General features: G+C 35.4%; 16 protein-coding genes and 1 pseudogene. 13 read left to right on the top strand and 4 right to left on the bottom strand.

Annotation, left to right across the window (positions count from 1 at the left end):
• The coding region (locus WBM70_RS08790) for a tRNA-guanine transglycosylase (protein WP_424558135.1) at positions 1-232 on the bottom strand (232 nt) is incomplete at its 3' end.
• A 295-nt stretch (positions 233-527) separates the two neighbouring features.
• Here WBM70_RS08790 and WBM70_RS08795 point away from each other — a divergent pair.
• From WBM70_RS08795 to WBM70_RS08855, 13 genes are all read left to right on the top strand, one after another.
• The gene (locus WBM70_RS08795) at positions 528-1,829 is read left to right on the top strand and encodes a COG3400 family protein (RefSeq protein WP_424558136.1); all 1,302 of its coding nucleotides are present in this window, start codon (positions 528-530) and stop codon (positions 1,827-1,829) included.
• A 95-nt stretch (positions 1,830-1,924) separates the two neighbouring features.
• Positions 1,925-2,977 (top strand): 3-dehydroquinate synthase, encoded by a 1,053-nt coding sequence (gene aroB, locus WBM70_RS08800; RefSeq protein ID WP_424558137.1) that lies wholly within the window; start codon positions 1,925-1,927, stop codon positions 2,975-2,977.
• The gene (locus WBM70_RS08805; RefSeq protein WP_424558138.1) at positions 2,977-4,632 is read left to right on the top strand and encodes a mechanosensitive ion channel family protein; all 1,656 of its coding nucleotides are present in this window, start codon (positions 2,977-2,979) and stop codon (positions 4,630-4,632) included. Before aroB ends, WBM70_RS08805 begins: the two co-directional genes overlap by 1 nt.
• A 1-nt stretch (position 4,633) precedes the next feature.
• Complete coding sequence (gene mtaB / locus WBM70_RS08810; protein ID WP_424558139.1) at positions 4,634-5,881, top strand: tRNA (N(6)-L-threonylcarbamoyladenosine(37)-C(2))-methylthiotransferase MtaB; 1,248 nt, start codon at positions 4,634-4,636, stop codon at positions 5,879-5,881.
• The gene (locus WBM70_RS08815) at positions 5,856-7,517 is read left to right on the top strand and encodes an AAA family ATPase (protein WP_424558140.1); all 1,662 of its coding nucleotides are present in this window, start codon (positions 5,856-5,858) and stop codon (positions 7,515-7,517) included. Before mtaB ends, WBM70_RS08815 begins: the two co-directional genes overlap by 26 nt.
• A gap of 2 nt (positions 7,518-7,519) precedes the next feature.
• Positions 7,520-8,032, top strand: a complete 513-nt coding sequence (bioV, locus tag WBM70_RS08820; protein WP_424558141.1) for a pimelyl-ACP methyl ester esterase BioV — start codon at positions 7,520-7,522, stop codon at positions 8,030-8,032.
• A 43-nt stretch (positions 8,033-8,075) separates the two neighbouring features.
• On the top strand, positions 8,076-8,768 hold the full coding sequence (gene aqpZ, locus WBM70_RS08825; protein ID WP_424558142.1) for an aquaporin Z: 693 nt from the start codon (positions 8,076-8,078) through the stop codon (positions 8,766-8,768).
• A gap of 117 nt (positions 8,769-8,885) precedes the next feature.
• The gene (locus WBM70_RS08830) at positions 8,886-9,701 is read left to right on the top strand and encodes an SDR family NAD(P)-dependent oxidoreductase (RefSeq protein ID WP_424558143.1); all 816 of its coding nucleotides are present in this window, start codon (positions 8,886-8,888) and stop codon (positions 9,699-9,701) included.
• 100 nt (positions 9,702-9,801) lie between these two features.
• On the top strand, positions 9,802-11,184 hold the full coding sequence (locus WBM70_RS08835) for a sensor histidine kinase (RefSeq protein WP_424558144.1): 1,383 nt from the start codon (positions 9,802-9,804) through the stop codon (positions 11,182-11,184).
• A gap of 6 nt (positions 11,185-11,190) precedes the next feature.
• The gene (locus tag WBM70_RS08840) at positions 11,191-12,900 is read left to right on the top strand and encodes an EAL domain-containing protein (protein WP_424558145.1); all 1,710 of its coding nucleotides are present in this window, start codon (positions 11,191-11,193) and stop codon (positions 12,898-12,900) included.
• Positions 12,901-12,966: 66 nt separating this feature from the next.
• Positions 12,967-13,500 (top strand): molybdopterin adenylyltransferase, encoded by a 534-nt coding sequence (gene mog, locus WBM70_RS08845; RefSeq protein ID WP_424558146.1) that lies wholly within the window; start codon positions 12,967-12,969, stop codon positions 13,498-13,500.
• Between the two features lie 25 nt (positions 13,501-13,525).
• Positions 13,526-13,735 carry a hypothetical protein gene (locus WBM70_RS08850; RefSeq protein ID WP_424558147.1) on the top strand — a complete coding sequence of 70 codons (210 nt, stop codon included), beginning with the start codon at positions 13,526-13,528 and terminating at the stop codon, positions 13,733-13,735.
• A gap of 307 nt (positions 13,736-14,042) precedes the next feature.
• Positions 14,043-14,789: a carbonic anhydrase gene (locus tag WBM70_RS08855; protein ID WP_424558148.1), complete on the top strand. Its 747-nt coding sequence runs from the start codon at positions 14,043-14,045 to the stop codon at positions 14,787-14,789.
• On the opposite strand, the gene WBM70_RS08860 is transcribed toward WBM70_RS08855, so the two are convergent.
• The 3 genes and pseudogenes from WBM70_RS08860 to WBM70_RS08870 all read right to left on the bottom strand — a co-directional run.
• Entirely contained in the window at positions 14,776-15,483 is a 708-nt protein-coding gene (locus WBM70_RS08860; protein WP_424558149.1) for a rhodanese-like domain-containing protein, read from the bottom strand. The two genes, WBM70_RS08855 and WBM70_RS08860, sit on opposite strands and share 14 nt — an antisense overlap.
• A 64-nt stretch (positions 15,484-15,547) precedes the next feature.
• On the bottom strand, positions 15,548-16,234 hold the full coding sequence (locus tag WBM70_RS08865; protein ID WP_424558150.1) for a rhodanese-like domain-containing protein: 687 nt from the start codon (positions 16,232-16,234) through the stop codon (positions 15,548-15,550).
• Between the two features lie 68 nt (positions 16,235-16,302).
• A pseudogene (locus WBM70_RS08870) lies at positions 16,303-16,544 on the bottom strand (rhodanese-like domain-containing protein); the annotation flags it as partial.

The following is a 16,544-nucleotide window of genomic DNA, read 5'->3' on the forward strand; positions in this document are numbered from 1 at the left end:
GTAATTTCCCCATTGTTTTGATAGTCTCGTCCCCTGGACGGATATATAGATGATAGGTATTCCCCAAAATGATCTGGGGTTTAATGAATGTAGCAAGATCTGTCGCATCAAGTGCTTTGACCGCGCCTACAGTACCTACAGGCATAAATACTGGTGTTTTTATAGTAGAATGGGCAGTTTTTATCGTACAAGCTCTTGCTTTACCATCTGTTTTATCTATCTGAAATTCCATTGTGTTATAATATCCCTCAAAAATAATTACGAAAGTATATCTATATTTTAATAGAATAAGACAAAAACTGTTCATAATTAAAGAAGTTTTGTCTTGTAATTTTTAAAGCGACTCGTCGCGTAGTCATGGTGGGCTTTGCTCATTTGGCATTATGTAAAGGATTTCCATCAAAAACATACTTATATTAGCTAGCGGTAGTATTGCGAAGCATTTTATAGATTGGGTCAGTACAAACAGGGTTGCAGAGAACCAATACTATGTAACCTGTTACAAAGCACATACAACACCTGATAAAATGGGCAAGAACATAACAGTAATTGATGCCGATCCTACAAGTTTTTCAAAACTTAAGAATATCATGGATACTACTAAATTCTCAAATATTTTCATCGTTATGGAAGATATAGAAGATGCACGCTATACACTTAAGAACATTTCTCTTATTAATACAAAGATGCGTATCGTACTTGTGAATCAGTGGGATGACAATGAGCTAGGAAAAGACAATGATAACACCACAATTGTGCATAGTGACCAACTTATTGCTGCACATCTTTATGACCAATTGCCAAATGTACCTTTGGTAGCACAAAATGTAGGCCTTGGTCAAGGTGAGATCATGGAAGTCCATGTGCCTTTTGGCAGCTCCTATGCCTACAGACACATAGGTTCTATAGTTCAGAAAAATTGGACGATAGCTGCACTTTACAGGAATGAAAAACAGATACTTCCTACAAGTGCTACAATGATACGTCCAAATGATACTTTACTTATCCTGGGTATGCCTATCGTGCTTAATGGTGTCTACAATACTATTAACAAAAGAAGAGGTCTATTCCCTGAACCATTCGGTAGAAATGCCTATCTTGTTCTTGATTTTAGACATGACCAGAAAGATGCACTACTTTATCTTAAACAGAGTATTTATCTTCTAGAAAAACTAGAAGATAAAGAACTGTTTGTACGTATCTTGTATCCAAATAATTTTGTACTGCTAGATGAGCTAAAAACTTTAGAGTCAGAACATATCACAATTTCTATCTCTTATGAGAGTGAAAATATCAAATCGCTTATTGAAAATGATATACATGAATTTAATGTAGGGCTTGTGTTAAACAGTATCCCGACATTTGAAGCAGATAATCTTAAAGAGACTCTCTATGAATTAAAAAAATTGGTTTTTCTTTTTGGTGACAAGCTTCTCTACAATATCAAAAACTCTGTAGTACTTATGTGTGAAAAAGAAAAAATGGAATCTATTTCTTCTACGGCTTTTGATATATCTGAGGCACTTGGTGTAGGTCTTACACTTGGTGATTTCGATCCAGAAGGGGATTTTGAAAGTAGAAAAATGATCTTAGAACATTATGAGACTCTGACACATATTTTTAATATGGAGGTTAATATTCAACAAAAAGTGGCTAACCCTATACGAGAACTCTCAAATATGGAAGATATACTTCAAGTTGCACCTTTTGAAAAACGCCTCAATAGTGAGAGCCTTCGAAAGCTCATCTCCAACCAGATACAAGACTTTCTACTTACGACAAATAGACACCCAAAACTACTTGTTCCTTTCGCAATTACTGAGTCTTAAATAAAAGGCTCTATAAGGTCCAAAAGCCTTTAAAACGATACTTAATCACAAATAAGATAAAATAAAGCCAATAATAACGCGCAAGGTTTTACTAGATGATCGTACCTATCGAATTAGCACATACACAAAACATCACTTATGACATCACCATTGATACATTACCCCAACTTACTTTTGATACTAATGTTGTTGTGGTTACCAACCCAACAGTTTCCGGGTATCATTTAGACACACTTCTTTCTCATATAAAGGCTACCAAACTCAATATTGTGACTATCCCTGATGGTGAAGAGTACAAAACATTGGAGACAGTTGAAAGTATACTCAATGAATGTTTTGAACATAAACTTGATAGAAAATCTCTACTTATAGCTTTTGGGGGCGGTGTAATAGGTGATATGACAGGATTTACTGCCAGTCTCTACCAAAGAGGTATAGACTTCATACAGATACCTACAACACTCCTTAGTCAGGTTGATGCCAGTGTTGGTGGGAAAACTGGTGTAAATAATATATATGGTAAAAATCTCATAGGTGCTTTTTATCAGCCTAAAGCTGTATATATTGACCCTTCATTTTTAGAAACATTACCCTCAAGAGAGTTTGCAGCAGGCGTAGCAGAGATAGTAAAAATGGCTGTAATGTTTGATAAATCGTACTTTGAGTTTTTACAGAAAGCAGATCTTAAAGAGACTGAAACACTTAAAGAGGTGATCAGAAAAAGTGTAGAACTGAAAGCTTGGGTAGTCAATCAAGATGAAAAAGAGGCTGGTATTCGCGCTGTACTTAACTACGGACATACTTTTGGACACGTAGTTGAAAATGAAACCCACTATACTACTTACCTTCATGGTGAAGCTGTAGCCATTGGTATAGTAATGGCCAATGCTTTAGCCGTGGAACTTGGAATGTTCACCCAAAAAGAAGCAGATGATGTTAAAGCACTTTTAGAAAAAGCTTCCTTGCCTACCGAATACACCATTAAAAATGTAGATGAATTCTATGAACATTTCTTTCTGGATAAAAAAAGTGCAAAAGGGAGTATTAAATTTATCCTTCCTGATGGAATGGGTAACCACAAAATCGTCTCTGACATTGATGAGAGTGTAGTCAAAAACGTACTACGTAGCTTTGGAGAAGTAAAATGATGTTAAAAAGTATTCTCGTAACATCAATTCTGCTCATTAGTACTTTGGCTTTTGCAGAGCCAGAGCTAGAGATGGATCAAAATAGCAGTGCACAAGTTTTTACAACTGCTGAAGCACTCAAAGCACAAAGAATTGCTAACTATCTCATACAAAAAAAAGTGATAGAAAAAGAACTCACTGAAAACAACATATGGTCAAAAATATATAGTAATTATCATACTTATCAAGAGTTAAAAAAAGAACAAGTTGTTCTCTCTGAAAATATTGAAGCTTTAAAAAGTAAAAAAACTTTGACAAAAGATGAAAAAAAAGAGTTACAAAATAACAAAGAGATCATGGAAACCCTAGTGGGTAAACTACAATTACTCGAAGAATATGAAAAGGATCCCTTTAAAAAATTCCTAACACCACCTGCTATTGGTGATATACCCAGTGTAGAAAACCCTTTTTCTGTCATTGCTGCAATCTCATTTAGAGAAAAACTTCTATCAGACCAGGAAGAATACAGCAGTCGATATATTTCATTGCAAAATATAATGGATAAATTTAAAGAGAGACAAACGCTGATCAAAAAACTTTTGGAGTTGGATCCCTCGAACAAAGAATACTCAGATGCTCTTCTTGATACAGAAGATCAACTGAGAACCTTCGCACCCGTGATAGAGATATTTAAAACAACAGAAAATGTCTACAGTAAGAAAATAGATGAGATCGAATTAAATCTAAAAAGTGATGTTAAACGCGAAATAGAAAAGACCATTACGATTGGTGCTGTCATTGTTTTCTTTATCTTCATTCTATTTTTTATCAAATATTTTGTTAGAAAATATATGTCAGATAATGAGAATTTTTATGCTATTAACAAAGCGCTGAATATCTCTTTTGTAAGTATTTTAATATTAACTTTACTCCTTGGTTATATAGAAAATGTAAGTTACCTTGTCACGATACTAGGATTTGCCTCTGCGGGTATTGCCATTGCAATGAAAGATTGGTTCATGTCTCTTATGGGATGGGCTACAATAGTACTTGGAGGTTCTATCCATGTAGGTGACAGGGTTAGATTTGTACGTGAGGGTGTAGAGTATGTAGGTGATATCGTAGACATTTCAATACTTCGTATGACCATGCATGAAGATATCAATCTTACATCATTTATGACCAACCGAAGAGCAGGGCGTATGATCTTCATTCCAAACAACTATATCTTTACAGATATGATCGCTAACTACTCTCATTCTGGACTCAAAACGGTATGGGATGGTATAGACTTTGTCATTACCTTTGACTCTGATGCGCATAGAGCTACACAAATTGCTAAAGAGATCACAAAGAAATACTCAAAAGGGTATACAGAGATCACACGAAAACAGCTTAATAAACTTAGAAGTAAGTACGGTATGAGAAACACAAATGTTGAACCTCGTATCTTTACACATATTGAACCTTATGGTTTAAAAATATCTGCATGGTATCTTACTAACTCATTTGCAACTATGACACTTAGAAGTACTATTTCTATTGAAATAGTCTCACGTATTCAAGAAGAAAAAAATATTCAACTTGCATTTCCTACGCAATCTATATACATGGATAAAAATGTACCTAAACCTGAAATTGATTTGGACAGTATAGATCCAAAGTCATGGATTTAATATGCAAAAAGTTTACTTTAAAACTTTTGGATGTCGTACTAACCAGTTTGATACACAGGTTATGATGTCTAAACTTAAAGACTATGTGCTTACAGACAATGAACTGAACTCTGACTATATTGTAGTAAACTCCTGTACTGTTACTAACGGTGCAGACTCTTCAGTACGGAATTATATCTCTTCTATGAAACGTAAGAATCCAAACGCAAAAGTGATCTTAGCCGGTTGTGGTTCACACTCCAAAGGTGAGAGCCTTTTTGAAGATAAAAAAGTCTTTGGTGTGATGGGTCACTCCGAAAAAGAGAACATCAACGCAGTATTGAAAAATGAGAACCCTTTCTATCAAATAGGAGACCTTGAACATATAGACTCTACTATAGTGGAAGAATTTGTAGGCAAAAGCAGAGCCTTTATTAAAATTCAAGAGGGGTGTGACTTTGCATGTTCCTACTGCATCATCCCACAAGTGCGTGGTGCTGCACGTTCTCATAAAGAAGAGACCATCTTAGAACAGATCTCTAAACTTGCAAACAACGGTTTTGGAGAGTTCATACTGACTGGAACCAATGTAGGCTCTTACGGACGTGACCACAACACCTCCATGGCAAAACTTTTGAAGAAAATGAGCATGATACGAGGTGTAAGACGTATACGTATAGGAAGTCTGGAGCCTATACAGATAGACGATGAGTTTATGGAACTACTTACAGAACCATGGATGGCAAGACATTTACATATTGCACTGCAGCATACCAGTGACAAAATGCTTGATCTCATGAATAGACGGAATGAATTTAAAACTGATCTTGAACTTTTTAGAAAGATTGCTGATCGGGGATATGCTTTAGGAACTGACTACATTGTTGGACATCCGGGCGAAGATGAGAAAGAATGGGCCGAAGCGATATCTAGAGTCAAAGAGTTGCCGTTGACACATGTGCATGCTTTCTCATACTCCAAACGCGATAACACTCCTTCATCAACCATGAGACCAGAAGTGAAAGGAAACATAGCCAAAGTACGTCATAAAGAGCTTACCGCTATCATTAAAGCCAAGAACTATGCTTTCAGACGAGAACATACACAGGATCTTGAAGTTTTACTTGAAAATGGTAAAGATGGCATCTATCAGGGATTTGACCAATACTTCAACAGAATATCTGTCACGAGCAATGAAGATCTTAGTGCTAACTGGGTCTTTCCAAAGAATGTGGAGGTCGCCGATGAAATCAATAAAGCCGAACTTTAATACATCAAATATTAGAATTATTACGAGTCTACTTGTAGTCTTGGTCATATTACTTTCATTTGGTGTACTTAGAGATACAGACACACTTATTACCCATGATCAGGCAAACATACTCTATACTGAAAACAAAATACAAAAAATCATCATAGATGGTGATTTTATACGCCTGCAAACAGACACAGAGAATTTCAAGATCTATAAAGAGGCAATTAATAAAACAGCCTTTTTTACTAAATTTCCTGTAGAAGTACGTGAAGATAATAGTTATCTCTATGATATTTTTTCCTTACTTATCATCATAGCCGCATTTGGATTTTTATATAGACTGATGAAACAAAACAGACTTCAACAGCTCAAACATATACGATCCACTTCTAAAGCAGATAATGACCCTGTAAATGAACCTGTTCAGGCACTTACTTCAAATGTTACTTTTGAAGATGTAGCGGGTATTAAAGATGTGAAAGAAGAACTTGAAGAGATCATCGATTTTCTTAAGGAACCAAAAAAATATCGTGACTTAGATATCCGTTTGCCTAAAGGTGTACTCCTTGTTGGACCTCCAGGTGTAGGAAAGACACTCATTTCCAAAGCTGTTGCCGGTGAAGCAAATGTACCTTTCTTTTACCAGAGTGGTGCTTCTTTTGTACATATCTATGTAGGTATGGGTGCAAAAAGAGTCTCTGAACTATTTAGAAAGGCCAAACAGATGGCACCAAGTATCGTTTTCATAGACGAAATAGATGCGGTAGGTAAAAGTCGTGGAGAGTTTAGAAATGATGAGAGAGAAGCAACATTGAATCAACTTCTGACTGAAATGGATGGATTTGAAGACAGTTCAGGTGTCATAGTCATCGGTGCAACCAATAAAATAGAGATGCTTGATGAAGCACTTTTAAGAGCAGGGCGTTTTGATAGGCGTATACATATTTCACTTCCTGATCTTGAAGACAGGGTTAAAACACTTGAACTCTATCTTGCCCACAAACCAAATAAAGTGAATGTAGAACAAGTTGCACGTATGACAGTGGGATTTAACTCCGCTGCCCTGGATACATTGACAAATGAAGCAGCTATTTATGCTATGAGGGAAGGTCGTAGTATTGTTGAAACTTCTGATTTTGAAGCAGTCAAAGAGAAGGTACTTTTAGGAAAGCGAAAAATACTTTCATTCACAGAGGAAGAGAGAGAGATACAAGCCATTTATCAGGCCGCAAAAGCTGTCATAGCAACATGGCTGGATGTGGAATTTGATAAAATCGGTATCGTTAATACAAGACTTTTAAGTCAGGAACATGAGATAGTGTCCAAAAGCCAACTTCTCTCACGTATTAAAGTCTATCTAGCAGGAAGCATTGCTACAAAGATACACTATAATGAACAGTTCACTAATGCAAGTACAGACATCGCTCAAGCAAAAGAGATAGTCAGAAAAGTGGTTTATGAGTATGTTATGAGTGAAAACTTCATCGTAACGCCTCAACAGGAAGAAGAACTTCTACGTGAGTCAGTTTCAGAAGTTACAACCCTTTTAAAAACATTGGATAAAGCATTGACTGAGATCTCTAGTTTTCTCTTAGCACATGAAAATATTACAGCTGAAGAGTGTAGAGTGATCTTACGAAAAATCTTTTAACCATGAAATACTTTAATGGATTTTCACTTCAGAGAGAGGAAAAACTGTTTACTTCGTATCTGATAAACAGTGATTATTGTGTCACAGGTTTTTCTTATGGCGCACAGAAGGCATTGGAATATGTATATCATAGTAAAGAACGTATAGACAGACTCATCCTTCTTTCTCCTGCTTTTTTTCAAACACAAAAGCCAAGTTTTATACGTACACAACTACGTTACTTTGAAGCAGGGAAGACAGACTATGTGCAACAATTCTTATCCAATGTTACTTACCACTCAAGCTTAGATTTATCTGGCTATCTGGAAGTAGGGACAAGAGAAGAACTAGAATCTCTTTTGACCTACCACTGGGATACAAATAAGATGCAGGAAATTCTTGACAAAGGGACTACCATAGAAGTTTTTTTAGGAAGTGAAGATAAGATCATAGATGCTCAGGAAGCGTTTCACTTTTTCTCGCCATTATCAACAACTTATTTCATTAAAAATGTCGGGCACCTACTAAGTACTTAATTATATTAAGTTATACTACTGTATTAAAATTTTAGGAGTAGTAATGTTAAGTAAAAAAATGGGTGCTGAGTTTTTTGGTACATTTTGGTTGGTTTTAGGTGGTTGTGGGTCAGCAGTATTGGCTGCTGGCTTTCCGGAATTGGGAATCGGTTTTGTTGGTGTCTCATTGGCCTTTGGTTTAACTGTACTTACTATGGCTTATGCCGTAGGGCATATATCAGGTGGTCACTTTAACCCTGCAGTTTCTTTTGGCCTTTGGTCTGCAGGAAAGTTTGAAACCAAAGAGTTACTCCCCTATATTGCTGCACAAGTGATTGGTGGATCCTTAGGAGCCTTTGTACTCTATATGATAGCCTCTGGTCAGTTAGGATTTGAAGCTGCTGGATTTGCCTCAAATGGTTTTGGTGAACTGTCTCCGGGTAAATTCAATTTAACTGCTGTGATCATCGCTGAAGTAGTTATGACATTTATGTTCTTATTTATTATTTTAGGTGCAACTGATGAGAAAGCACCTGCTGGATTCGCTCCTATCGCCATCGGTTTAGGACTCACACTTATCCACTTGATCTCTATTCCTGTATCCAATACTTCTGTAAACCCTGCAAGAAGTACTGCAGCAGCTCTTTTCGCAGATACAGCAGCTATGGGTCAATTATGGGTATTTTGGGTAGCACCTATAGCAGGTGCCATTTTAGCCGGTGTTGTTTGGAAACTCTTTTTCGCTACCTCCAAATAACTTTTTCCCAAGTGTTTTACACACTTGGGCTTTATCCTTCTTACTTTCACAGCACTCACACATTATATTCTTATTATTTCTGATAAAATACCATCATAAAGCAATATGGAGTACTTCATGACAAATATCATCATTACAGGTTGTTCTACAGGAATAGGACTTGAGACAGCGAACTATCTCAAAGATAAATTTATAAAAGTCTATCCTACTGCAAGAGATCCAAAAGATGTTGAGATGCTTAAAGAACTAGGTTTTGAACATGCCATGCAGCTTGATGTGACCAAAACAGAAATGATCACTACCGTCATAGACAAAGTGTTAGAACTTGATGGACAAATAGATGTATGGTTTAACAATGCAGGTTTTGGCCAACCTGGAGCGATCGAAGATATTAAAACCGATATACTACGTGAACAGTTTGAGACCAATGTTTTTGGATTACATGAATGTACAAAACAGATCATACCTGTCATGAGAGAGCAGGGACACGGCAAGATCATACAGCATAGTTCAGTACTAGGACTTATCTCACTTTTTGGAAGAGGCTCCTATAATGCCAGTAAATATGCCATAGAGGGTCTCACAGACACACTGCGATTGGAACTTAAAGATACCGATATCTATCCTGTACTGCTTAATACAGGACCTATTACAAGCCATTTTCGACAAAATGCAGTTAAAAAACTTGAAGAGAATATTGATATAGAGCACTCAATATTTAATGCCAGGTATCTTAATAACCTAAAGGGAGCACATAAAAAAGTGCCATTTAACGAAGAAGCTACTTCTGTTGCTAGTGTTGTACATAAGATCATACTTTCAAAACGACCAAAACCACGTTACTATATTACCAAGGCAACGTACTTGTTAGGATATTTAAAAAGGGTATTAAGTACTTCGCTTCTTGATAAAATACTAGTAAAAATATCCTAAATAGTATCCTTATGATCATAATAGTTCTATTTGAACAGATATTATTATTTTATTTATAAAGTTTATATTACAATATAGTATTAAATATGAAAGTAACTTAATGAATAAGTACCTAAACTATATATTGCCTCTACTTAATATTGCAGATACTTCAAACAGTACTGATGCAGAAAAACGACAGCATGGTTTTCTTATTTATATGGGATTACTTATGAGTACCGGTGGTTTATTATGGGGAACACTTTGCCTGTACCATGATATTTATATCGCAGCGATAGTACCCTATACATACATCCTGATCACAATCCTAAACTTTACTTATTTATATTTTACAAAAAATTTTCAATCCTCACAGAATATACAGATCATTATTTCATTATTGCTCCCTTTTTTCTTTCAATTTTTTCTTGGAGGTTTTGTTGCCAGTGGTGGGAATGTCCTCTGGTCAGTGATAGCTGTTTTTGGTAGCTTTACAATAGGAGATAAAAGAAAATCATTGGTATGGCTTTTCCTATTTTTTTTATTAATGATTTTTAGTGTATTAGTCGATGCCTATGCAAAACCGTACGATATTGGTTTACCACAGGGATACATCATTGGCTTTTTTGTCATTAATTTTATTTTCGTTATTGGTATTATATTTAGCCTTTATTACTACTATGTGAGCAGTGAAGAGAAAGTCCGACTTGCGCTTCAAGAAAGTTTAGAAAAACTTGAAGAAACGCAAAAGGTACTTATAGAATCAGAAAAAATGGCGTCTTTGGGATCTTTAGTATCTGGTATTGCGCATGAGATCAATACACCTTTGGGGGTAGGACTTACCGGTATTTCACAAATTGACCATGAACTTAAAAAACTAGAATCGAATTATACAAAAGATATGCTCACAGAAGAAGCACTCAAAGCGTACATTAGTATTATGAATAAATTAGTTCAAACGATACGTGACAGATTAAATAATGCTGTGACGTTGGTCAAATCATTTAAAGATATCTCTGTTGATCAACACTCTGAAGATCAACGTGAATTTAATTTAAAACAATATGTTGATAGTATTATTTTTAGTTTTCAAGCCCAATTAAATGATAAACAAGTAAAAGTGAACAATACTATAGATGACAGTATTATTCTTGATAGTTACCCTGGAATTTTTTCACAAATCTTTTCAAATCTAATTTTGAACTCTATCAAGCATGCTTTTGATGAAGGTGAAGATAATATAATTAATATCTCTATGGAATTAACAGATCAATTCATTATTAGCTACAAAGATAATGGAAAAGGTATCAGCAGCGAACATGAGAAGAAGATCTTTGATCCTTTCTTTACCACTAAACGAGGGCAAGGGGGAAGTGGACTTGGCTTGCATATTATATACAACCTCATTACCCAACAGCTTGGTGGGACATTAAAACGTATGAAGGTATCACCTCATGGTTTAGGTTTCAAAATCACACTTGATAGATCAATTATAAAGGGATAACATCATATGGCTAATTTAACTTTTGCAAAAGAGCAAAAACCTCATACGCAGAGCATAAAAAATATACAAAAGATCTTGATTGTAGATGATGACCAAGCCGTTCATGACATAACAAACATTGCATTGGAATCAATGAATTTTTCTGATTTTGAACTTGAGGTTTTAACAGCGCACAGTTCTGCTGAAGCACAAACACTTCTCAATGAACACGATAATATAGCACTTGCTCTCATTGATGTCGTGATGGAAACTCCAGAAGCGGGGTTAGACCTTGTTGAGTATATTAGAAACGAACTAGAAAATGACTTTATTAGATTGATCATCCGTACAGGGCAAGCCAATGATTTCCCTCCAATGCATGTTATTCAGCACTATGACATTAATGATTTTAAGGAAAAAACAGAGCTTACACGTGAACGACTTTATACAACCATTAGAACCTCCATTAAACAGTATGGACAATTGGTAGAACTGCAGAACAAGTATGAAGAAACATACCGCCAAATGACTACGGATTCATTAACATTGTTACCAAATCGTATCAAATTGATTGAAGACTTTTCAAAACAATCGCATCAAACCCTTATCCTTATAGACATCATTGGTTTTAGCCATATTAATGAGACCAATGGATATGATGTAGGTGATTATGTTCTCAAAGAACTAGGTGCTTTTCTTTTTTCCAAGTATAGTGAAACCTATAGTGTTTACCATTTAAATAATGATGTATTTGCTCTTGTGACATGCAAAGATCATTTAGAGAGCCTTCAGTATAATGTTGAAAAGATCAAAGATGATATTTCTAAATTCTCTATAGAGACTGATAATTTTAATATACACATTGAAACAACCATAGGTGTGGCTTATCAAACTGAAGATGATGTGTTAAAAAAAGCTGAATTAGCATTAAAAGAAGCACGTAATTTAGGAAGAAATCAAATTAAATTCTATTCAAGTGATTTAAAGGTGATTCAGCAGATCAATGACACAAATCATTGGGCACCGATCATAAAATATGCACTTGAACATAGTGGTATACTGGCATATGCACAGCCTATTTTCAATTTAAATAATCAAAGCATTGATAAATATGAGCTCTTAGTTCGTATTAAATATAAAGATGAAATATTCACTCCAAGTAAGTTTATTAAGGCAGCCAGACATAGTGGTCAACTCTATAATATCTTTAAATTTATGTTTGATCAGGGTTGTAAATATGCTGCTAAAACCGGTAAAAACTTTAGTATCAATATCAGTGATTGTGAATTTCACCATGAAGGACTCATAGAATTTATTCAAGAGACCATTCATCACTATTCTGTAGACCCAAAATTACTTTCACTGGAGGTATTGGAGTCTCAGGCGATTACCCAGTCTGATGAGATGCAGGATCTGGTTTTAGCAATACATAATCTAGGTCTTGAATTTATTATTGATGACTTTGGTGTACAATGCTCTAACTTTGCTCAAGCAGAGTTTTTACCGATCACAACATTGAAGATCGACGGTTCTTTTATTGAAAATATTCATGAGTCTAAAAATAGTAAAATCATTGTTAAAACCATTCAAACTTTTGCCAGAGAAAAAGGCTTAAAACTGATTGCTGAGTTTGTCTGTAATCAAGAGAGTTATAATGAAATTAAAGAGCTTGGCATTGAATATGCACAAGGATTCTATCTTGCAGAACCTGTTCCTTTGGATGATCTTAACGTTTAAGACCCCCTAAAATTATTACGATATAATGCGTAAAAATTATTATGAGTCAACAAGGAAACGTTAGCAATGGATAAGAACAAAATAGGTGTCATCACCACAAGTGACAGAGCTTCACAAGGGATTTACGAAGATATCTCCGGTGTAGCCATTATGGATACTATGAAAGAGTATTTACTCAATGAATGTGAATATGAGTATAGATGTATCCCCGATGAACAGAGTCTTATAGAAACAACACTTATAAAACTTTCACGTGATGAAAAGTGTGATCTTATAGTCACCACTGGAGGAACCGGTCCTGCACCAAGAGATGTAACGACGGAAGCAACAGAAAATGTATGTCAAAAACTTCTCCCAGGTTTTGGAGAGCAAATGAGGGCTGTTAGTCTACAGTATGTGCCAACAGCGATACTGTCACGTCAGACAGCAGGTATCTGTAATGGTTCACTTATCATCAACCTTCCTGGAAAACCAAAATCTATTCGTGAATGTTTAGATGCTGTTTTCCCTGCTGTTCCGTACTGTATCGACCTTATAGGTGGAAATTTTATGGAAGCCAACGAAGACGTGATTAAAATCTTTAGACCTAAGTCTAAGTAAGTAAAATAGGGACATACTAATTAATATGAACATAGATTTTATAGAAGATAAAATGAATGAGATCATCAAAGAACTTGAAATGGAAGTCATGTCTGTACTTATGGATGAAAGTCTTGATAAAAAACAGACAAACCTTCATATGAAGCCTCTTACATCCACAAAGAAGATACTCAACAATGCTCTTGAGAGTATCAAAATGGTTGATAAACTAGGGAAAGAAGAGTTGGACAAGTAAGAATGTCAAACTCTGTGATATTAATACTCTTTCTTTTTGTTGTCATACTCTTTTTTTGGGGTATTTACAAAGCTATAAAGACACAAAAATCAATCTATACTTTGGCACTTTTACCCTTTATAGTACTTCTAGTTATCATGTTTTTTATTTGAATAATCAATTCTTTTATTCAATAATATTTATCTTAAATACCAATAAAAATCTAAATCAATTATATATTGTACATATTAGTGTATTTTCTACTAATAATGAAGATATCTAAGATATTAAATATTATAATTAAGATAATAATAACTTAAGGAATATTATGAAAAAACTTACATCTGTAATTTTAGCATCTACTATCATGGTATTGGCAAATGACACAGTGCCAATAACTGAAGACATACACTGGGGGTATACAGGTCACAATACACCTGATAAATGGGGAAGTCTCTCTGAAAAATATAGAGAGTGTGCTACAGGTCTTAATCAGTCACCAATCAATATTACACATTCAATCCATGGAAATCTTCCACCACTTTCTCCCTCTTATGGAAGTGATTCTAACTTTATTGCAGATAACGGCCATACAATTCAGGTCAATATGGCTCCTGGAAGTACAGTAGTAATTGATGACATTATATTTGAGCTCAAACAATTTCACTTTCATTCACCAAGCGAGAATCATATAGAAGGTAAAGCTTTTCCGCTTGAAGGACATTTCGTTAATTTAGACAAAGATGGAAATATTGCCGTACTTGCCGTCATGTTCGAAGAAGGTGAGGAAAATAAGGAATTAGCTAAGTTTTGGGATACAATGCCAACAGAAGCCGGAGAGATTCAAACATTGGAACTTTCTAAAATAGCAAATGCACTGTTACCAAAAGACAAACATTATTATCGTTTTAATGGTTCACTTACAACACCTCCATGTACAGAGGGAGTTAGATGGTTTGTATTTAAAGAGACGCTAACTATCTCTAAAGAACAAGTAGCCATATTCCAGAAAATTATGCATGGTGTCAATAATAGACCAATTCAGCCTCTAGATGCTAGAATTATTGTCGACTAAACTTATTTTTTCGGGTGGAGGTCATTCCTGCTGATAACCATGTCTGCATGCCTCCTCTATACCACTTTATCTTTTCAGGTGGGTAGCCTAAAGCGAGCAGGGCTTTGATCATTTTGGGAGATTGGCTACACCATGCACCGTTGCAAAAGACTAAAATAGTTTTAGCCTGGGAAAAGTCAAGTGCCTTCTCTTTGCCCAGAATGCCAAGCTTCACTAAAGAAGCTTTATATTCTTCTTCAAATACTTTTGGCATCATCATATAGACATAATGCATATTTATCGCACCGGGTATGGTACGATACTCATACCACTCTTCATCTCGTGTATCGATAAAAAGCATGTTGTTATCCTCTTGCATCTTTTTAATGAATGCCATTACTTCCATTTCTCCATATGTCTCTACATCTTTATGGATCTTCATAGGAAATATTATTTTACCCGCACTGGTAATAAAGGTTGATTTGCATGCATTTGAGACCTCATGACTGGCATACTTTCCCCTCCAAAGCATATCATTACTAATATGTATCTGCTTACATACAGGGTCAATTTCACGTTTAACGATGATACTTTCTTTCTCTCCAGTGTGGTTGATATGATTTATTTCAACACCCGTAGATAAGATAGACGTATCTTGCTCACTTGAAAAACTAACACTATTTAAGATGATAAGTAAAAATATGATTTTATACATTATGGACTCCTTTTTAACTAAAGTATTTAGAAGAGTGTAATGTGCAGCTTAATAACCTACGACGTCATTTCCTTGTAGTTGTCATACCTGCAGCCAACCATGTCTGCATGCCTCCACGGTACCAATTCATTTTTTCAGCCGGATATCCAATATCCAGTAGGGCTTTTATCATGGCTACAGATTGACTGCACCATGGTCCATTACAAAATATGGCAATGGTTTTTACCTTGCTAAAGTCCAGTGTATCATTTTCATTAATCTTAACACCAAGGATTCTCAATGCATGTTCAAACTCAAATTCAAAACTTTTTCTTTCTTTAAAATGATGAAAAGGTAGATTGATAGCACCAGGGATCGTACGATAATCATACCACTCCTGTTTACGTCCATCTATCAGTAGCATAGAATCATCTTTTTGCATATGTTTGATAAAAGCCAGTACTTCAAGTTCTCCATAAGTATGGATATCTTCATGTAAATGCATGGGTAGGAGACTCCCTGTAGTGTGTACATAGGTTGACTTGCATACCTCAGGTACTTTAGCATTGGCATAGTTACCAGTCCATACCATCGTATTGTTTATAGGTACTTTTTTACACTCATCAGGAATATCACGTTTCACAATAATATGTTTAATATGACCACCTGCATCCACCATCTGAACAGAGACTCCTTCATGTTGAAAACTTGTCTTTTCTGCAAAAAGTAAAGAGCTTAAAAGTGATAAAATAACTATGGTTCGATGAAACATGATACATCCTTTATCTCTTATGATAGCATTCGGTGTGTAGAATGTGTGTGTAATGGGAAACTTCAAGATCATTTTCTCGTTGAAGTCATACCTGTGGACAGCCATTCTTGTATACCCCCACGATACCAGTTTATATTTTCTGGAGGATACCCTATCTCAAGCAAAGCTTCTATCATCGCGACAGATAGACTGCACCAGGGTCCATTACAAAATATCGTTATCATTTTGGCTTTTGAAAAGTCAAAACTTTCATCTTGTTCGTTGATAAATACACTTAGTGTCTTCATATGCTGTTCAAATTCAAATTCAA

This window comes from Sulfurovum sp. (genome assembly GCF_049668085.1).
Classification (GTDB): domain Bacteria; phylum Campylobacterota; class Campylobacteria; order Campylobacterales; family Sulfurovaceae; genus Sulfurovum.

Excerpts from the sequence above, each read along its gene's own strand:
- WBM70_RS08850 (WP_424558147.1), top strand. The coding sequence starts at position 13,526 with ATGAACATAGATTTTATAGAAGATAAAATGAATGAGATCATCAAAGAA.
- WBM70_RS08830 (WP_424558143.1), top strand. The coding sequence starts at position 8,886 with ATGACAAATATCATCATTACAGGTTGTTCTACAGGAATAGGACTTGAG.
- bioV (WP_424558141.1), top strand. The coding sequence starts at position 7,520 with ATGAAATACTTTAATGGATTTTCACTTCAGAGAGAGGAAAAACTGTTT.
- WBM70_RS08835 (WP_424558144.1), top strand. The coding sequence starts at position 9,802 with ATGAATAAGTACCTAAACTATATATTGCCTCTACTTAATATTGCAGAT.
- WBM70_RS08805 (WP_424558138.1), top strand. The coding sequence starts at position 2,977 with ATGTTAAAAAGTATTCTCGTAACATCAATTCTGCTCATTAGTACTTTG.
- WBM70_RS08815 (WP_424558140.1), top strand. The coding sequence starts at position 5,856 with ATGAAATCAATAAAGCCGAACTTTAATACATCAAATATTAGAATTATT.
- WBM70_RS08855 (WP_424558148.1), top strand. The coding sequence starts at position 14,043 with ATGAAAAAACTTACATCTGTAATTTTAGCATCTACTATCATGGTATTG.
- mog (WP_424558146.1), top strand. The coding sequence starts at position 12,967 with ATGGATAAGAACAAAATAGGTGTCATCACCACAAGTGACAGAGCTTCA.
- WBM70_RS08795 (WP_424558136.1), top strand. The coding sequence starts at position 528 with ATGGGCAAGAACATAACAGTAATTGATGCCGATCCTACAAGTTTTTCA.
- aroB (WP_424558137.1), top strand. The coding sequence starts at position 1,925 with ATGATCGTACCTATCGAATTAGCACATACACAAAACATCACTTATGAC.
- WBM70_RS08840 (WP_424558145.1), top strand. The coding sequence starts at position 11,191 with ATGGCTAATTTAACTTTTGCAAAAGAGCAAAAACCTCATACGCAGAGC.
- WBM70_RS08865 (WP_424558150.1), bottom strand. The coding sequence starts at position 16,234 with ATGTTTCATCGAACCATAGTTATTTTATCACTTTTAAGCTCTTTACTT.
- WBM70_RS08860 (WP_424558149.1), bottom strand. The coding sequence starts at position 15,483 with ATGTATAAAATCATATTTTTACTTATCATCTTAAATAGTGTTAGTTTT.
- aqpZ (WP_424558142.1), top strand. The coding sequence starts at position 8,076 with ATGTTAAGTAAAAAAATGGGTGCTGAGTTTTTTGGTACATTTTGGTTG.
- mtaB (WP_424558139.1), top strand. The coding sequence starts at position 4,634 with ATGCAAAAAGTTTACTTTAAAACTTTTGGATGTCGTACTAACCAGTTT.